This is a genomic window from uncultured Thiohalocapsa sp., from assembly GCF_913063425.1.
Taxonomy (GTDB): Bacteria; Pseudomonadota; Gammaproteobacteria; order Chromatiales; family Chromatiaceae; genus Thiohalocapsa.
This window is the reverse complement of sequence record NZ_CAJXYK010000057.1, coordinates 12132-30335: the sequence shown is the minus strand read 5'-3', so window position 1 is coordinate 30335 and position 18204 is coordinate 12132. Positions and strand designations below refer to the sequence as shown.

The 18204-nt window shown below is 70.6% G+C and carries 10 protein-coding genes; 5 read left to right on the top strand and 5 right to left on the bottom strand.

Going from position 1 to position 18204, the window contains the following annotated elements; genetic code table 11:
- Positions 1–287 precede the first annotated feature (287 nt).
- Complete coding sequence (locus QZ607_RS22330; protein WP_295887418.1) at positions 288–1853, bottom strand: ATP-binding protein; 1566 nt, start codon at positions 1851–1853, stop codon at positions 288–290.
- Here QZ607_RS22330 and QZ607_RS25995 point away from each other — a divergent pair.
- Both QZ607_RS25995 and QZ607_RS22325 read left to right on the top strand, forming a co-directional pair.
- Entirely contained in the window at positions 1822–2214 is a 393-nt protein-coding gene (locus QZ607_RS25995) for a PIN domain-containing protein (protein ID WP_367268243.1), read from the top strand. The two genes, QZ607_RS22330 and QZ607_RS25995, sit on opposite strands and share 32 nt — an antisense overlap.
- 138 nt (positions 2215–2352) lie before the next feature.
- Positions 2353–3114 carry a DUF3782 domain-containing protein gene (locus QZ607_RS22325; RefSeq protein ID WP_295887414.1) on the top strand — a complete coding sequence of 254 codons (762 nt, stop codon included), beginning with the start codon at positions 2353–2355 and terminating at the stop codon, positions 3112–3114.
- 306 nt (positions 3115–3420) lie between these two features.
- Here the strand turns inward: QZ607_RS22325 and QZ607_RS22320 are convergent, their stop codons facing one another.
- The 3 genes from QZ607_RS22320 to QZ607_RS22310 form a co-directional block, all read right to left on the bottom strand.
- The gene (locus QZ607_RS22320; protein ID WP_295887412.1) at positions 3421–4974 is read right to left on the bottom strand and encodes an ATP-binding protein; all 1554 of its coding nucleotides are present in this window, start codon (positions 4972–4974) and stop codon (positions 3421–3423) included.
- A gap of 181 nt (positions 4975–5155) precedes the next feature.
- Positions 5156–7864: a DNA polymerase I gene (gene polA, locus QZ607_RS22315; RefSeq protein WP_295887409.1), complete on the bottom strand. Its 2709-nt coding sequence runs from the start codon at positions 7862–7864 to the stop codon at positions 5156–5158.
- A gap of 296 nt (positions 7865–8160) precedes the next feature.
- Positions 8161–8727 carry a hypothetical protein gene (locus QZ607_RS22310; protein ID WP_295887407.1) on the bottom strand — a complete coding sequence of 189 codons (567 nt, stop codon included), beginning with the start codon at positions 8725–8727 and terminating at the stop codon, positions 8161–8163.
- A 579-nt stretch (positions 8728–9306) separates the two neighbouring features.
- On the opposite strand from QZ607_RS22310, the gene QZ607_RS22305 reads away from it, so the two are divergent.
- Positions 9307–10761, top strand: a complete 1455-nt coding sequence (locus tag QZ607_RS22305; protein WP_295887404.1) for a hypothetical protein — start codon at positions 9307–9309, stop codon at positions 10759–10761.
- A gap of 22 nt (positions 10762–10783) precedes the next feature.
- Here the strand turns inward: QZ607_RS22305 and QZ607_RS22300 are convergent, their stop codons facing one another.
- Positions 10784–12694, bottom strand: coding sequence for a sulfatase (locus tag QZ607_RS22300; protein ID WP_295887402.1), 1911 nt, complete (start codon positions 12692–12694; stop codon positions 10784–10786).
- Positions 12695–13112: 418 nt separating this feature from the next.
- Between QZ607_RS22300 and QZ607_RS22295 the strand changes: the two genes are divergently transcribed.
- The gene (locus QZ607_RS22295) at positions 13113–17615 is read left to right on the top strand and encodes a response regulator (RefSeq protein ID WP_295887399.1); all 4503 of its coding nucleotides are present in this window, start codon (positions 13113–13115) and stop codon (positions 17613–17615) included.
- Positions 17608–18201: a hypothetical protein gene (locus tag QZ607_RS22290; protein ID WP_295887395.1), complete on the top strand. Its 594-nt coding sequence runs from the start codon at positions 17608–17610 to the stop codon at positions 18199–18201. The genes QZ607_RS22295 and QZ607_RS22290 overlap by 8 nt, the downstream gene beginning before the upstream one ends.
- The last annotated feature ends 3 nt before the right edge of the window (positions 18202–18204 follow it).

The following is an 18204-nucleotide window of genomic DNA, read 5'->3' as shown; positions in this document are numbered from 1 at the left end:
GCGATGTCGGCGTCCTCGGCGGCGTAGTGGCCGGCCTGCTCCAGCGGGATCTGGTCGAAGTTGAGCTGCTTGGCGCCCTTGTACGCCCCCTTTTCCCCGCAATGTCCTCGAAGTGTGCCGGTTCCCAGTCCAGGTATTCTTCGCCAGCGAGTCCGTGTCGTGCTGGGTGGCGGTGCTGTTCGAGCTGGCGAGCCTGGACTGCGGGACTAGGCAGGCTGCGCCTGGCACACGGAGGAGGTCAATCAGGCCTCCCTTCGCCTGGACGGCGTGCCGGCGCCGGCGGCATCTCACTGCGCCGCCGGTGCGATGTGCTCCACTTCGAATTCCACCAGTGCCCGGCGCTCGCGGCTGAATTCGACGCCGATCAAATGCAGTGGCACGCCCGCTGCCCGGTACTTGTCCGCAGACCCCGCATCCTTGAGCTGCTGCAAGGCGCGTCCCTCTGGCGCCAGCTCCACCACCTTGAATTCGAACAGATACACCTGCCCGTTGAAGCGCAGCGCCAGGTCCAGACGCCCGGCGTTGCTCGATTCTTCCGGCGTCAGGTCCAGGCCGAGGGAGGCGAAGTAGGCATAGAAGACGCTGGCGTAGTAGCCTTCGTAGCGGGCGATGGGGTTGTTGCGGTACCAATCATTTGGGATGCCTGCGAAAAAGGCGGTGAACAGCGCCTCCATCCCGGCGAAGTCGTTCTTGAGCAGCAGCTCGCCTAAGCGCTGCTTATTGCCCAATGTGGTTGCCCCGCCGGGTGTCCAGGCCTTGAGCAGGCTGTTGTTGAGGCTCTGGTACACCTCCCGGTTCGGGTAGCGCAGCTGATACCAATACTCGCCGAAGCGCTGCTCCTCGCGCGCGATGGTCAGATAGCCGGCCTGAAACAGCAGCGCCTCGACGGCAATATGCCCGACATCGAAGCTGGAGAGCAGGGCGGCATCGCTCTGCAGATGCCCGAGCTGCGGCAGGTAGACCTGCCGCTCCAGCAGCAGGTCCACCAGGAAGGTCGGCGTCGCTGTCTCGAACCACCAGGGCCGGAACTGGCGGGCATCGAACAGCAGCAGTACATCGAAGGGGTTGTAGACCGCCTCGCCGGTCCAGCTGTAGCCGTTGTACCAGTCGCGGATCTGCGCGCGGTCCAGCCCCGCCAGCTCCGGCGCGAAGACTTGGTCCAGGTCCGCCTCGGTGTAGCCGCAGATGGCCGAGTAGCGCGCATCGATGGTGATGTCCTTGAGGTTGTTCAGCCCCGAGAACAGGCTGACCTTGCTGAACTTCGATACGCCCATCAGGAACGCAAAGCGGATGTGGGCGTCGCTGTCCTTGATGACGGAGTAGAGATTGCGCAGCCCGTCGCGGATCTCCCGGGCGGCCTCCGGGCGGGTGAGATTGTCCAGGATCGGCTTGTCGTACTCGTCCACCAACACGACGACCGGCTCGGCGCACTTGGCATGCGCCTCGCGGATCAGCCCTGCGAACTGCCCGCTGATGTCCGCGTCCTGCCGCAGCGCCAGCCCGAGCGCCTCGGCGTTGATCCGCAGCAGCTCGCGGATACGCACCTCCAGCGCCGCGGCGCTCTGCACCATGCCGGCACCAAAGCTGAGCCGAATCACCGGGAACCGCCGCGACCAATCCCAGCGCGCGTGCGCCTCCAGCCCTGCAAACAGCGCCTCGCTGCCCGCAAACAGCTCCGCCAGCGTATCCAGAAACAGCGACTTGCCGAAGCGCCGCGGGCGCGACAGGAAGTAGTGCGTGCCCTCGTCGATGAGCCGCAGCGCAAAGCCCGTCTTGTCGACGTAGTAGAACCCGCCCTCGCGGATCTTGCGGAAGGTCTGGATGCCGATGGGGAGCTTCTTGCGGGCGGACATGGGGGCCTCGGGGCGGGTCGGGCGTATCGGGAGTCTAACGCCAGGGGCATGGGGCGGGCAGGGAATCACTGACGCAGGCGGGTCGGTCGCCCGCTGCAATGGTTCGGCGGTGGGTTCCGCTGGTAGGGCGCCAAACCTCGGCCTCAGTTCGGGCGGCGTCGCGCTCGGTTTCGACGACCGCGCCGCACGGGCTTACGCCGAGATCGCCCGCAGCACCACCGCTGCGGGCTCGCCCATCGGCCTTGCCGACGGCCTGATCGCCGCCATCGCACACGCCCGCGGCTTCGCGGTCGCCTCGCGGGATACGGCACCTTTTCGAGCAGCCGGAGTCGATGCGATGGATCCTTGGGACACGGCTTGAGCCGGCGCGGTTCGTCACGGAGAAAGAGCACCGCACCGGCGGAGCGGCGTTCCTGTCGCGTGCGGGCTCAGCGCCTGCCGGATCGCGCCCTCTGATAGACTCGCAGCAGCGAAGACGAGCGCCCGAGCGAGATGAGCGATGACCATCGAATCCCTGAAAGAGACCGTTAAGCGCGAGCTGCCGAACTGGCTGCGGGATGATCCGTCGTTTCGGGCTTTCATTTTAGACCTGACGCGGGATGCCTATGCCGACCGCCGCGAGACCGGTGATCGGTTCCACGAGCTGTTGGGTGAGCTGCGACGCGATCGGGAGCGCCAAGACAGAGCCTGGGCGGACAACCAGGCCGAGCTCAAACGCATGCGCGAGGAGCAGGCCAAGAAGTGGGACGACAACCAGGCCGAGCTCAAACAGATGCGTGAGGAGCAGGCCAAGAAGTGGGACGACAACCAGGCCGAGCTCAGGCGCATTCACGAAGAGTTCATGGCACAGTCGCAGCGCTACGACCGCGGCGTCGGGGCGCTCGGCTCGCGCTGGGGTCTGCAGTCCGAGAAGGCCTTTCGCGACGCCTTGGCCGCTATACTGGAGAAGAGCTTCGGCGTGGAGGTGGTCAATGTCACGGACTATGATGACGCGGGTGAGGTGTTCGGACGCCCCGACCAGGTGGAGCTGGACGTCATCATCACGAACGGCCAACTGCTCATCTGCGAGCTCAAGTCTTCCATCGACAAGGCGGGGATGTACAGCTTCGAGCGCAAGGCGCGCTTCTATGAGCGCCGCCACCAGCGCCAGGCCGATCGGCTGCTCGTGATCTCGCCGATGATCGATGCCCGCGCGCAGAAGGTCGCCGACCGCCTGGGCATCGAGACCTACGGCGATTCCACCGAGGTGGAGGATATTTGAGCGGTTGTGCGCCGACGCCTGCGCGCCGATGGCCTGCGCGTTGGACGCCACCGACGGCCTCGCGCCGTGCCGGCACGGACCGGGATCGCCGGGCGTTGGCCGGCCTTGCGCGTCGGCGGCCCGACCGGGCGGGCAGCAGCTGACGTAGTCGAGGCCGGCCTCGTCACAGTCGCCGATGGAGGCGGGGTGACCACCGTGCTCGCCGCAGATGCCCGCATGGATGTCCGGGCGGGCGGCGCGGCCCCAGTCCACAGCCAGCATTGTGAGCTTGCGGGCGCGCGCCGCAGCGTATCGGCATGCGCGGTCTCAACCCATCGACTCCACCTCGAACCCCACCACGCTGCGCCGCTCGCGGCTGAATTCGACGCCGATGAGGTGAATCGGCCGACCGTCGCCGCGGTAGCGCTCGGCATAGCCCTTGTCTTTGATCTGCGCCAGGGCGCGCCCCTCCGGCGCCAGCTCCACCACCTTGAATTCGAACAGGTACACCTGCCCGTTGAAGCGCAGCGCCAGATCCAGACGCCCGGCGTTGCTCGATTCTTCCGGCGTCAGGTCCAGACCGAGCGATGCGAAGTAGGCGTAGAAGACGCTCGCGTAATAGCCCTCGTAGCTCGCGATGGGGTTGTTGCGGTACCAGTCGTTGGGGATGCTGGCGAAGAACGCGGTGAACAGCTCCGCAAGCCCGGCGAAGTCGTTGTCCAGCAGCAGGTCGTACAAGCGTGCCGTCTGTTCTCCGGTGGAGCAGTGGTGCCCGCGCAGCGGTTCGAGCAGGGCGCCGTTGAGGGCGGCGAAGACCTCCAGGTTCGGGTAGCGCAGCCGATACTGAATCATCGCGCCGAGCCGGCGCGTGGCAGCGATGGTGAGATACCCGGCTTGGAACAGCAACGCCTCGGTGGCGATATGGTCCACGTCGAAGGCCGACAGCAGCGCATCGCTCGCAATGGTTTGCCCAAGCTTCGGCAAGAACACCTCGCGTTCGACCAGCAGGTCCACCAGGAAGGTCGGCGTCGCCGTCTCGAACCACCAGGGGCGGAAGTCGCGCTCGCGGAACAACAACAACAGGTCGAAGGGGTTGTAGACGGCCTCACCGGTCCAGTTGTAGCCGTTGTACCAATCGCGGATCTGTGCGCGGTCCAGTCCCTCCAGCTCCGGCGCGAAGACCGCGTCGACGTCCGCCTCGGTATAGCCGCAGATAGCCGAGAAGTCGCGCGAGACGGTGATGTCGATGAGGTTGTTCAGCCCCGAGAACAGGCTGACCTTGCTGAACTTCGATACGCCCATCAGGAACGCAAAGCGGATGTGGGCGTCGCTGTCCTTGATGACGGAGTAGAGATTGCGCAGCCCGTCGCGGATCTCCCGGGCGGCCTCCGGGCGGGTGAGATTGTCCAGGATCGGCTTGTCGTACTCGTCCACCAACACGACGACCGGCTCGGCGCACTTGGCATGCGCCTCGCGGATCAGCCCTGCGAACTGCCCGCTGATGTCCGCGTCCTGCCGCAGCGCCAGCCCGAGCGCCTCGGCGTTGATCCGCAGCAGCTCGCGGATACGCACTTCCAGCGCCGCGGCGCTCTGCACCACGCCGGCACCGAAGCTGAGCCGCACCACGGGGAACCGCCGTGACCAATCCCAGTGCTGCTCGGCCGCCAGGCCCGCGAACAGCGCCTCGCTGCCCGCAAACAGCTCCGCCAGCGTATCCAGAAACAGCGACTTGCCGAAGCGCCTTGGGCGGGACAGAAAGTAGTACTTGCCCGCGTCGATCAGCCGCAGCGCGAAGTCCGTCTTGTCGACGTAGTAGTAGCCACCCTCGCGGATCTCGCGGAAGGTCTGGATGCCGATGGGGAGCTTCTTGCGGGCGGACATGGATACCTCGGGCGTTGCCTGGAACACCCGGAGAGTCTACGCCATCATCCAGCCAAGCTTGCCGTGAGCGGCCCGCAAGCGCAGCCGGGGCGTGCGCCGGGCTGGAGGCGCATGGCGAAGCGGCTCGCCGGGACGATGGTGAAGCCCAGTGTCCGGCCCGGCGCCCGGCCCGACGCCCCGCTCAATGCGCCTCATCCCAATTCTTGCCCACGCCCGCATCGGCGATAAGCGGCACCGCAAGCTCGGCGGCGCCCTGCATGATGTCTTTGATCTGTCGGGCTGCGGTGTCCACGGCGTCTGCGGCGACTTCGAACACCAGCTCGTCGTGCACCTGCATGATCATGCGCACGGGCGGTTGCTCGCGCTGGAGCCAGGCGTCCATGCGGATCATGGCGCGCTTGATGATGTCGGCGGCGGTGCCCTGCATGGGGGCGTTGATGGCGGTGCGCTCCGCGGCGCTGCGCAGCTGGTTGTTGCTGTGGTTGATGTTGGTGAGATAGAGCCGGCGGCCGAACAGGGTCTCGACGTAGCGGTCGGCGCGGGCCTGGGCGCGGATGCGGTCCATGAACTCGCGCACGCCGGGGTAGCGGGCAAAGTACAGGTCCACGTACTCCTGGGCGACGCTGCGCTCGGTGCCGAGCTGGCGGGCGAGGCCGAAGGCGGACATGCCGTAGATGAGCCCGAAGTTGATGGCCTTGGCGCTGCGGCGCTGCTCGTCGCTGACCGCCTCCGGCGGCAGGCCGTGGATCTCGGCGGCGGTGGCGCGGTGGATGTCCTGCCCGGCCGCGAAGGCGGCGAGCAGGCGCTCGTCGCCGGACAGGTGCGCCATGATCCGCAGCTCGATCTGGCTGTAGTCTGCCGCCAGCATCTTGTACCCCGGCTCCGGCACGAAGGCGCGGCGGATGCGCCGGCCGTCCTCGCTGCGGATGGGGATGTTCTGAAGATTCGGGTCGGATGACGACAGCCGGCCGGTGGCGGCGACCGCCTGGTGGTAGCTGGTGTGCACCCGGCCCGTGTCCGGGTTGATGAGCGCCGGCAGCTTGTCGGTGTAGGTGGAGCGCAGCTTGGTGAGTCCGCGGTGCTCGACAATGAGCCGCGGCAGCTCGTAACCGTCGGCGGCGAGCTGCTCCAGCACGGCTTCCGACGTGGACGGGGCGCCCTTGGGCGTCTTGGCGATGACAGGCAGCTTCAGCTCGTCGAAGAAGATGGCGCCGATCTGTTTCGGCGAGCCCAGATTGAACTTACGCCCGGCCTCGGCATAGGCGCGCTCCTCCAGCGCCGCCGCACGCTCGGCGAGGTCTGCGCTCTGGGCACGGAGCTCGTCGGCGTCGATGCGCACGCCGGTGCGCTCCATCGCTGAGAGCACCGGCACCAGCGGCAGCTCGATCTCCTGATAGACCGACGCGATGCTGGGGATGGCCTCGATCTTCGGCCACAGCTCCCGGTGCAGCGCGAGGGTGATGTCGGCATCCTCGGCGGCGTAGTGGCCGGCCTGCTCCAGCGGGATCTGGTCGAAGGTGAGCTGCTTGGCGCCCTTGCCTGCAATATCCTCGAAGTGGACGGTGTCCCGGTCCAGATACTTCTTGGCGAGCGAGTCCATGTCGTGCCGGGTGGCGGTGCTGTCCAGCACGTAGCTCTCCAGCATGGTGTCGTGGGCGCAGCCTGCGACGGCGATGCCGTGGTTGGCGCAGACGCTGATGTCGTATTTCAGGTTCTGCCCCACCTTGGCGCGCGCCGGGTCCTCCAGGATTGGTTTCAGCCTGCCCAGCACCTGCTCGCGGTCCAGCTGGTCCGGTGCGCCCGGGTAGCTGTGCGCCAGCGGCACATAGGCGGCCTCCACGGCGCCGTCGGTGTCCACGGCGAAGGACACGCCCACCACCCGGGCGCGCATGTAGTCGAGGTCCGTGGTCTCGGTGTCGAAGGCGAAGAGGTCGGCGGCCTCCAGTTTGGCGAGCCAGGCGTCCAGCGCGGCCTGGTCCAGCACCAGGGCGTACTCGGGCTGTGGCGTGGTCGCGGCGGCCTCGCCGTCGGCGCCCGTGTCGCTCAGCGTCGCGAGCAGCCGCTTGGACTCGATGCGCTCGTACCAGTCGCGCAGGGTCTCGGTGTCCGGCGGCTCGGGCGTCAGGTCCGTGGGCGCGAAGTCCAGGTCCACGTCCGTCTTGATGGTGGTGAGCTCGCGCGACAGCGGCAGCTGCTCCAGGGTCGCGCGCAGGCTCTCGCCGATCTTGCCCTTGACCTTTTCGGCGTTCGCCATGACGCCGTCGAGGCTGCCGTACTCCTGAATCCACTTGGCCGCCGTCTTGGGCCCGCACTTGGGCACGCCCGGGATGTTGTCGATGCTGTCGCCCATGAGCGCCAGATAGTCCACGATGTGCTCCGGTGCCACGCCGAACTTCTTCTTGACGCCCGCCGGGTCCAGCACCGTATCGGACATGGTGTTGACCAGGGTGATGTGGTCATCCACCAGCTGCGCCATGTCCTTGTCGCCGGTGGAGATGAGCGTCGGCAGCCCGTCGGCCGCCGCGCGCCGGGCGAGCGTGCCGATGACGTCGTCGGCCTCCACGTCCGCCACCTCCAGCAGCGGCAGGCCCATGGCGCGGATGATCTCCTTGAGCGGCCCGAGCTGCTCGCGCAGGTCCTCCGGCATGGGCGGGCGGTTGGCCTTGTAGTCCTCGAACATGCGGTCGCGAAAGGTGGGCCCGGACGCATCGAAGACGACGCCGATGTACTCGGGCTGCGCCTCGTCGATGAGCTTGCGCAGCATGTTCAGCACGCCCACCAGCGCGCCCGTGGCCTCGCCGCGGGAGTTGGTCAGCTTGGGCAGCGCGTGGTAGGCGCGGAAGAGATAGCCGGAGGCGTCGACGAGGACGAGCGGGTGCCGGTGGGGCATCGGTCTGTCGGGGGCGGCTCGAAAGCCGCAACATTAGCACGGGGCGCGCGGGTACGCGCAGGCCAGGCGCCCGCTGATCGGGCAGCATCGGCATGCGTTGTCGCCTGGGGGCCTCCGGGCGGGCGCTGGTAACGGCTGCATGGCTCGCTGCGGAGGGCCTGAGGCCGGGCGATCAGCGGTCTTCCGCGGCTTGATGTCCGCCTTTGCCGGGAGGCCGACTGAAGTCGGCGTACCCAGGGGGCGGCTTCGCGCTGTGCCGGCAGTCGCGCGGGAGTTGCGCGGGCTTAGGCGCCGGCTTAGGCGCAGGCCAGCTCGCGCGGCGGGGCGGCGGTGGGCGTGGCCTGGGGGGCCGAGCGGATCAGCGCCGGCGACAGCTCGCGATAGATGAGCCGCAGCGGCGCCCGGTCGGACAGCGTCAGGATGCGCGTGCCGCTGGGGTAGCGGAGGTGATAGGTCTCGTAGAGGTGCAGCTCGGGCTGCGCGGCCAACATGGCCCGGACCGTCTGGACGACGCGGGCAGGGCAGTGGCGCAGCGTGAGCCGCCCGAGCCGCAGGGTCTCGGTGCCGACATCGGCGAGGGCGGGCAGCGCGGGCGTCAGCACCGGTCGGCGTGGTGGCCACAGGCCCGCAGGCTCGGCGGCAGGTGCGCCTGGCGCATCCGCGAGCAGCCCCCCCAAGCCGTCGTCGCTCCCGCCGCGCAGACGGGCGCGCACAGAGCGATCCAGCATCAGCCCGAGCTGCGCATCGCCCAGCAGCCAGCGCAGGCCCTGGGTCGGGTCCCGCAGCAGGTCGTGTTGCCCGAACGCCTGTGCCCAACCCTCGAAGTAGGCGCGGTGGCGGCGCAGCAGGCGGGCATCGGTCATGGCAAGGCTCCGGGTGCAGGTGTGGGCGGTTGGATTCGCCGGGGTCGCCGGCGAAGATCTGCGTATATCGCCTGGTAATATTGGGGTATCGGCTACCGTTTGTCCAGAAAGTCAATGGTGGTATTCCAGGGATTCGGGCTTTTCCCTGCGCTGGAGCAGGTTGTGCTCGCCCTGTTGTGGCCCGGCGCCCGAGCACGCATTGCGCTTTGTCATGACCAACGACCCGCAGCGCTGAGCCCGCAGCGCTGAGATGGCCAGGGCGGGCGGCTCGCGCCCGCGGCGCCAGGCACTGCGTCGCGCCCAGCGGGAGGCTGCCCCAATGGCGGGCAACGTGCGCCGCTTCCGGAGATGCGCGGAAAGGCGGTGCTACCATCCGCGCGTTATCGGTGCGCACAGGGCGTGCAGCGGGCACGGCGCGGTTTGCCGGTGGTCCGGCGGCGTCGCCCCGGAGCAGCGACCAACGCCCGCACCGGTTCCCTTCACGCCACCCCCTGCTGCCCCTGTGCGATGTCCCGGTTGCCGGCCATCCCCCTGAATCCCGGACAGTCCCATGCACGGACGGCGTGGCGCCCATGGCTCGTGCTGGGCCTGATCTGGCTCGGCCTGGCGCTCCAGGGCCCAGGCGCCCGGGCGCAGGACTACGACTGGCTGGACAATCCGCAGCTGATCATCCTCGATGCCGCCATGGACCCGGTGACCAAGGTGCTGCGCATCAAGGGCGAGAACTTCGGCCTGCGTCTGCCGAGCGTGACCCTGGACAACCGCCCGCTCACGGTGCGCCGTGCCACCCAGACCTACATCGAGGCGGGACCGCTGCCGCCCGGCACCGGGCCGGGCAGCCACATCCTGCGCGTGGTGGCGGGGGACGACCGCTCGCGCTTCGACGCCTTCAGCCTGCAGCTCGGCGCGGCCGCGGAGCAGCCGGCGCCGGCACCGCCGCCCGAGCCGGCGGGCGGCGTCAACCGGCTCGGCATTCTCGACGCGGTGGGTGATGTGGGCTGGTCCCCCTCCATTGCCATCGGCGGCGACGGGCTGCCGGTGGTGGCCTACCTGGACTACGGTAACCGGGATCTGAAGGTGGCCCATTGCAGGGATGCGGCCTGCGCCAGCGCGAGCCACGCCGTGGTGGACGCGGACAGCGACGTGGGCTGGTCCATCGCGCTCGCCATCGGTGCCGATGGCCTGCCGGCGATCGCCTATTTCGACAGCGAGCGGGGCGTGCTGAAGTTGGCCCGCTGTCGCGATGCAGGCTGTTTCACGGCGAGCATCGCCGACGTGGACGACTCCGGCGAGGCCGGCAAGTTCGTCGACATCGCGGTCCCCGCCGACGGCCTGCCGGTGATCAGCTACTACGACCGCAATCACAAAGACCTGATGCTGGCCCTGTGCCGGGAGCCGGCGTGCACCAGCGCGGCGCTGCGGCCGGTGGACACCGCCGGCGATGCCGGCTGGCACAACGCCGTGGCCGTGGCCGAAGACGGCAGCATCCTCGTGAGCTACTTCGATGCCAGCCGCCGCGACCTCAAATTCGCCCACTGCGCAGACCGCGGCTGCACCGACGCCGATGCGGTGGCGCTGGATCTCGGCGGCGTCGGCATGGGCACGGACCTGGTGCTTGATGCCGCGGGTCGTCCCTTCATCGCCTACTGGGACTTCTTCAACGACGACCTGAAGATCGCCCGCTGCACGGACCGCGCCTGCAGCGACGCCGGCATGAGCCGCATCGACACCACGGGCTCCGTCGGCGCCAATCCGGCGGTGGCCTTGGGTGCGGACGGGCTGCCGGTGATCGCCTACCACGACCACAGCCACAGCGACATCAAGGTGGCCCGCTGCGAGGATGCCGACTGCACCACAGCCGGTGTGGTGACCCTGGATGCTCAGGGCTCCGTCGGCTGGCACATCGACATCGCCGTGGGCGCGGACGGGCTGCCGGTGGTGGTGTACTACGACGAGACCAACGGCGACCTCAAGGTCGCCCATTGCGCCGACCGCGGCTGCACCCGGGCACCGCCGCCGCCATCGCCGTTCTGAGCGCCCCTCCGCGCAGCCCGCCTCACCAGGGCAGGAACATCCAGCTGCGCTGTGTCTTCCAGTGTGCGGCGACGGCGGCGCTGCGCGGCGCCTGCGGGTCCTTCGCGAGGCGGCGGATCAGGGCGCGCGGCATGCGCCCGATCCAGCCCAGGTCCTCGACGCGGCTCATGATCTCCAGCCGCGCAATGTCGTCGTCCGTGTCCAGGAGATCCAGCAGCACGGCTTGTGCCTGTGTCGTCTCACCGATGCCGGCGAGCGCCGCCGCCGCGGCGGCGCGAATCGCGCTGTGCGGGTCGTCCGTCGCCAGCGCGCGCAGCCTCGCGACCTCGCCGCGGGCCAGCGCCGGATGCAGCGCTGCCCCCTGGAGCGCCCACCAGCGCAGCACCGGGTGCGGGTCGGACAGGGCGGCGGTGAGCCGCTCACGGCGGTCCCCGGCCGGTTCCGCCTGCGCCGTCGCCGCCAGCGCCAGGGGCACGATCCGGTGGATGGGATAGTCCGTGCTGCGGCCGTAGGCGTACGGCGTCCGCCCGCGGGTGAGGGCCGACAGCATGCTCTCCGGCACGAAGCCCAGGTCGCGGATGGCGATGAGCCGGTCTTCGAGCCGCCGCGCCATGCGTGCCCGGCGCTCGGCATGCGCTGGGTCATCGGCGAGGTTCTGCACCTCCCAGGGGTCCGCCGCGGTATGGAACAGCGCTTCCGCCGGCCGTGGCCGCCAAAAGGCCTGCTGCGTCCGGTCGCAGTCGCCGTCGGCGCAGGCATTCCGCCAGGCCTGCCAGTTGCGCTGCATGCGGAACGGAAAGGCCAGGTGGCGCCCGTCCGGGCGCTGCGGGTGGAAGTGACGCACGTAGCGCCAGTCACCGTCGGTGACGGCGCGCACCAGGTCGTCGCGCTCGTCCATGCGCCCGCGCGCCAGCAGCACCTCCGGCGCCGCCTGGCCCACCCGCTCACCAAGAAAGGCCCGGCCCTGCATCTGCGGCGGCGCCGGCAGCCCGGCGAGCGCCAGGAGCGTCGGGGCGAAATCCACGAAAGAGACCAGCCGCGCGCTCGTGCCGGCGGTGCCGTCCGGCGCGAGCGCAGCGAAGCGCTCCGGCACCCGCACGATGAGCGGCACCCGGGTCCCGGTGTCGTAGACGAAGCGCTTGCTGCGCGCCAGGCTGCCGCCGTGGTCGGCGAAGAAGAAGACGATGGTCTGCGCGGCCAGGCCTGAGTCCTCGAGCTCCGACAACAGCGCGCCCGCCTGTGTGTCCAGCGCCGTCACCAGGTCATACTGGCGCGCCCAGTCGGTGCGGATGGCAGCGCGGTCGGGATGATAGGGCGGCAGCACGACGTCCGTCGGGTCGATACGCGGTGCCGCCGGCAGCAGGCCCTGTTCCACCCGCTCGGCGATGTGCCTGGGCTTAAGCTGGCTCTCGTGCGTGATCTCCAGGTTGAAGACGGAGAAGAACGGCTTGCCCGGCGGGCGGTTACGGTAGTGCGCATCGGGCCCGGAGGCGTCCCAGGCGGCCGTCCAGTTGCCGCGGAAGTTGTAGTCCGTCTTGGCGTTGTTGCTGGTGTAGTAGCCCGCCATGCGCAGATACTCCGGCAACAGCCGGAACCAGGGCGGCACCGGTCGGAAGCTGCGCATGTGCTCGGTGCCCAGGGTGCTCGCGTAGACGCCGAAGATGAGCGTGCTGCGGGCCGGCGCGCACACCGGATAATTGGCGTAGGCGTGCGAATACCGCACGCCCTCTGCGGCCAGGCGGTCCAGGTTGGGGGTCTGCGCCAGGGGGTCGCCCCAGCCGCCCAGCTCGGGGCTCAGATCCTCCGCCGTGATCCAGAGGATACTCGGGCGCGCCGGACTCTCGGCAGGCGGCGGGGCCGAGTCGGGGGTGACGGGCGCCGGCGATGTCCGCGCCGGATCCGGCGCTGCCGCGGCCCATGTCGGCAGCGACATCAGCGTCCCCGCCAGCAACATTGCGGCGGCGACCGGCATCCGGCCCGCTCGCCGCCCACAGCGGCCCCCGCACGGGCCGTAAGACCGCTGCCCAGTCCGACCTGCGACTGTCGCCCACCGGTTGCCGCGAGCGTCCACTTGCCCATGCCTGTCCCGGTGAGCAGCGGTCCCCGGCGCTGCGCTGCGCGTGGTGGCGAGGTCGAGGATGGCGCTGGCTGTGAGCACGCGCACATGGTAATCCGCCGGTGCCACCGACAGCAAAAGCCTGTCCCGAGTATGGTCGCGTATCCCAGTGCAGGCCGAAGAGGCCGTGTGAGCAGGGGCTGGTTGGTCGTAAACTCTCGCTGCTGGGGGCTCATCCCGTTGTCCATGTGGGGTGAGACCTGATCTGTGCGGCCGGCGTCAGCGCGGGGGAATCATGGTGGAACAACGATCCAGGGGCGGCCTCAAGTGGGTGCGCGACGAGCTCCTCGCCAATCTGGAGCGCGTCGGCGGCCAGCTGCGCGAGGGCGGCGACATCGCCGATGCGGTGGCGCTGCTGTTCGAGATGCGTGCCGTGCTGATGGCTCTGCCCCTGCCGGCGGCGGCCATGCTTGCGGAGGAGATGCAGCGCACCTGCGAGCAGATCATCAAAGAGGCCGCAGTCGATGCAACGCAGGCGCGCGAGTCCGTAACGCTCGCGGTGGTGCAGCTGGACGAGCACCTGCGCCGGGGCGATGCCGGTGAGCACCAGGAGCCGCTGGCGCTGCTGGCGAGCATCAACGACCTGCGCCATTCCCGCGGCGTGCCGCCCATGAGTGCCGCGGAGCTGCTGATCCCGTCCTCCGTGCTGGCGCAGAGCGAGCAGGTGGCGCCGGACTCCCTGGCGGCCCTGGTGCGGCTCGCGCTCAAGGTGCGCCCGCACTTCCACCGCTATTTGGTGCGCTGGTTCAACGGCGACAACGCCCATGAAGGCCTGCTCGGCCTGTCGCGGCTGTTCAACCACATGCGCCGGTACTTCAAACAGGGCCCGGTGCATGAGCTGTTCCTCGCCGCCGAGGCCGTGGTGGATGGGCTCCTGGACGGTCATCTGGAGGCCGACGCCCCCACCAAGGCGCTCATCGGGCGACTCGACAAGGTGCTGAAACCGCTCACGGCGGCGGTGCCGGAGTGGCCGGCCGACCTGGCCACCGCACTCATCGGCGACCTGCTGGCACGCATGTCGCACATGCCCGCCAATGCACCGGCGGTGCAGGAGCTGGAGCGCATCTACGGACGCCGCCTCACCGAGGAGAGCGAAGCGGAGAGCGCCAGCGTCTCCACGGAGAACGACACCGCACCGATGCTGGACGCCCTGCGCCGGGAGCTCGACGACATCGCCGCCCCGCTGCTGCGGGCTGCCGGCGGCGCCCCGGACGCACCCGCCGTCGCCGCCATGCCGCGGCGGCTCCAGCGCCTTGCCGAATCCCTGTCGGCGCTGAGCCAGGAGGCCGCCGCCCAGCGCATCCGCCGCTGTGCGGAGGCGCTGGAGATCGAGGCCCGCGCCGGCCTGCCGGACCAGGGCCGGCTCGGCGACGTGCTGCGCACGCTGCGTCAGGTGGACGGCGAGCTCGCCGCCTGTGCGGAGCTGGCGGCACCGCCGAAGGCCGCGGCCACCCAGCGCGCTGCGCCGCGGGCGCGGGACCTGGCGGCGGCGACGCTGCGTGAGGCACGCACCGCCCTGGGAGCCGCCCGGGGCACCATCGGCAGCGGCCCCATGAAGCCCGGGCAGGCGGCGCAGCTTGCGGACACCTACCGCACGCTGCAGGGCCTCGCGGCATCACTGCGCAGCGTCGGCGAGGCCGAGCCCGCGCGACTCCTGGACGCACTGGCCGCGCAGCTGCGCATCCGCTACCTGGACCCGGGTCAGGTGCCCGGTGAGGCGGGCGTGGAGCTCATCGGCCGCGCCCTGGCGGCGGTGGACATCCACCTCGAGGACCGCCTGGAGCGCGACGTCACCGATGTGCGCATGATCGCCGAGGCGGACTATGCCATCGAGCGCCTCTCCGGGCTGCTGCGCCCGGACGAGGAGGCGGACGGCGATTCCGAGGCCACGGACTCCCTGCCCTGGTCCGAGGCGTCGCAATCGGTCAACCTGGAGTTCCTGAATCTCTTCCTGGACGAGGCCCAGGACGAGCTCGAAAGCATCAGGGTGCAGCACGAGCGCTGGTCCAAGGACCGCCACGACGACGTGGCCCTGTCCATTCTGCGCCGCTCCTTCCAGACGCTGAAGAACAGCGGCGCCCTGGTGGGCGCCCGTCACCTGGCGGATCTGTCCCGCAACACCGCCGCGGTGCTGGAGCGGCTGCTGGACGGCGACCTGCCCGCGGACGTGGCCGCCGCGGACTTTCTGGCCGATGTGGTCGCGCTGCTGCCGGAGATCATCGACGCCGAGTCCCAGCGTCGCAAGGCCCCCACCGCCAACCTCATCCGCAGCGCCAAGGCCCTGCTCGCCGCCGGCAGCGGTGGCGGCAAGGTCATCCCGCTGCCCCTGCCCGGCGTCGAGGGCCAGCGCAGCGGTGACGCCCAGGCCGGCGGCGCGCCCGAAGCTCCAGAGCCCGACGACGCCCCCGGCGAGCCCGAGGCAGCGGCTCCCGAGGCCGGCGCGGCGCCCGGCGACGAGGCCGATGGCGGTGGCGGTGGCGGTGGCGGTGGCGGTGGCGACGACGACGCACTGGAGGCGTTGCTGGACGGCGACGATCTGCTCGGCGTCTTCGCGCAGGAGGCCCGGGAGCTCATCGACGCGCTGGACGCCCAGCTCGGCGACTGGCGTGCCGCCGGGCCGAGCGCCGACGGCCTGGCGCTGGCACGCCGGCGCCTGCATACGCTCAAGGGCAGCGCGCGCATGGCAGGGCTCGCCCCGGTGGGGGACCTCAGTCACGCGCTGGAGTCCCTGCTCGCAGGCGCCGAGGCCCTGCCCGCCGCGGCCACTTTGCACCTGCCGGACCTGTTGCAGCGCACCCTGGATACCCTGTCCGCGCAGATCGACGCCGCCCGCCGCGGCGAGCCGGTGGTGCTGCCGGACAAGCTGCTCGCGGACATCAGCGCGGCGGGGCCTGCGTCCGAAGCCGACGCCGGCGCGCCCGCCGCCACGGGCAGTCAGGGGCCTTCGAGCACGGATACCCCCGCGCCGGCGCCGCCGGCTCCGGGGCGCGAGGACAGCGCCACCCAGCTGCGCGTGGGGACGGAGTGGCTGGACGGCATCATCAACCGCTCCGGCGAGGTGGGCGAGTACCGCGCGCGGCTGGTGCAGCAGAATGCGCGGCTCGGCTTCCGGCTGGCGCAGCTGGAGGACGGCCTCAAGCGCGTCGCCCGCCGCGTCGACGCCCTGGCCGAGCTGGGGGAGGCAGCGGTGCCGGAGGGGAGCGATGCGGCCCGCGAGCGCGTGCGCAGCATCCGCGAGGCCGCGGTGCTGCTCGGCGAGTCGCGCAGCGTCACCATGGCCGTGGGCGAGCTGCAGCGTGACAACGCAGACCTGCTGCGTCAGCAGATGCGCATTGCCGAGGCCTTGCAGGACGATCTGCTCGCCGCGCGCATGCTCCCCTTCGGCCGTGTGGAGTCGCGCCTGGCACGGCTGGTGCGCCTCACCGCGGAGGCGCTGGACAAGCGCGTGCAGCTGCAGCTGCGCGGCGCTGATGTCATGCTGGACCGCAACGTACTGGAGCGCTTCGTGCCGCCGCTGGAGCACCTGCTGCGCAACGCCGTGGTGCATGGCATCGAGGCACCGGCGGCGCGGTCCGCGGCGGGCAAGCCGTCAGTGGGCGAGGTCAGCATCGCGGTGAGCCGCGAAGGCAACGATGTGGTCTTCGACATCGCCGACGACGGCGCCGGCATGGACCCGTTGCAGGTGCGCGAGCGTGCCGTCGCCCTGGGCCTGGTGGCCGCCGACGCGGACCTGCCGGAGGCGGACATCCTGGCCCTCACGCTGCGCCCGGGCTTCTCCACGGCGCCGGAGGTCACGCAGGACGCCGGTCGCGGCGTGGGCCTGGACGTGGTGAGTACCCAGGTGGCGTCGCTGAACGGCGAGCTGTCGCTCGCCTCCAAGCCCGGGCGCGGCGTGCGCTTTCGGGTGCGCCTGCCGCTGACGCTGTCCATTGTCGAGGCGCTGCTGGTGAGCGCCGCGGATACCCTGCTGGCGGTGCCCCACGGCACGGCCCTGGCCGTGGCCCGGGTGGAGCGCGAGCGCCTGGCGCGCGGCGACGCCGTTGTCGATTACCGCGGCGAGCGCTTCCCGGTGGAGCCGCTGGCGCGGGCGCTCAGCGCCACCGCCGTGCCCAACCTGCCGCAGCAGCGTTGGCTGCCGGTGCTGCTGGTGGCCGCCGGCGGTGAGCGGGCCGCATTCCAGGTGGATGCGCTGCTGGACAGCCAGCGTGTGATGGTCAAGCCCATCGGGCCGCCGCTGGCGGCGCTGCGCTGGCTCTCCGGCGGCACCGTGCTGCCGGATGGTCGGGTGGCCCTGCTCGCGGACCTGCCCGCGCTGTTGCGCACCCTGCGCCAGCCGAGCGGCGCGAGTGCCTTGGGTGACCAACGGCCGACGGTGCTGGTGGTGGACGACTCGGAGACGGTCCGCCGCCTGGCGCAGCGCCTGCTCGGGCGCGAGAACATGGACGTGGTCACTGCCCGCGACGGCGTCGAGGCCCAGGTGATGCTGCGCCGCCATCAGCCGGACCTGCTGCTGGTGGATTTGGACATGCCGCGCATGAACGGCCTGGAGCTGACCCGCTGGGTGCGCGGCAGCGATGATCTGCGCCGCCTGCCGGTGGTGATGATCACGTCCATGGTGGGCGAGGCCGAGCGTGCCGAGGCGCTGGCGGCGGGCGTGGACCGCTTCGTCGCCAAGCCGTTCGCCGAGGACGAGCTGCTGGCGCAGATCGAGGCCCTGCTCTTCACCGGCGATGGCTGAGGCGCTGCCCGCTGCGGTGCGCCTCCCGGCGCCCATCCGCGCGCTCACCTGGTCTGATGTCGGGCACGCGTTGGGACCGGAGGCGGGGCAGGTTGCGCCCGCGCCCTGGCGCTGGCTGGTGCCCGCCGCCGCCGTGCTGGAGGTGCTGCGCTGCGGCGCGCCGCGGCCGCTCGTGCCGCCGCTGGGGCATGCGCCGGTCCTGGCGCCCGCTCTGGCCGCCGCCCTGCTGGGGGTCCTGCCCTGGCGCGAGCGGCAGCTGCCGCTGCTGCGGCTCTCCGCGGCCACAGGGGACACGGGCACCGCGCCGGCGCCCGCCGGCGCGGCCCGGCTGCGGGCGGTGATCTGCCCGACCCTGGACCCGGCCTGCGGTCTTGAGGCCATCGCCTTCGCCGCGCATGACGTGCCCGCACTGGTGGTGCTGCGCGACGGCGAGCCGGCGCCGGAGCCGCCCCCAGCCCCCGGGTATGCCTGCGTGACCCTGCGCCTGTCGGACCAGCGCTTCGCCGTGCCGGACCTGGACGCCATCGGCGCGGCGCTGGCGCCGTTGGCGCGGGTGCTCGATCAGCCCGCCGACCCATCCGGCTGATGG